Genomic DNA, 259 nt, shown 5'->3' on the forward strand with positions numbered 1-259 from the left:
GTCTCCAAGCCAATATCGAATCCAAGAAAATGAGGATAACTCCAATTACGATAGCGGAATCAGCAATGTTGAAAATCGGATAAATGTAGTAAATATCTTTACCGAAGAAGCTGAAATCAAACGTAAATTGAAGGAAATCCACGACTTCCCCGAACATGGCGCGGTCAATGAAATTGCCGATGGCTCCGCCGAGCAGCAAGCTAAGCGCAACGGTCAACAGCTTTTTATTTTCACGCACAGTGCGGCGCATATACCAGAT

The 259-nt window shown here is 44.0% G+C and carries 1 protein-coding gene; it reads right to left on the minus strand.

Features of this window, described 5'->3' with window-relative positions; translation table 11 throughout:
- Positions 1 to 259: signal peptidase II (gene lspA, locus KVT27_RS25265; protein ID WP_217582238.1), on the minus strand; the 259-nt coding region annotated here is incomplete at both ends.

Origin of the sequence: Lysinibacillus sp. GbtcB16, from assembly GCF_019091145.1 — a bacterium.
GTDB classification, from domain to species: domain Bacteria; phylum Bacillota; class Bacilli; order Bacillales_A; family Planococcaceae; genus Lysinibacillus; species Lysinibacillus fusiformis.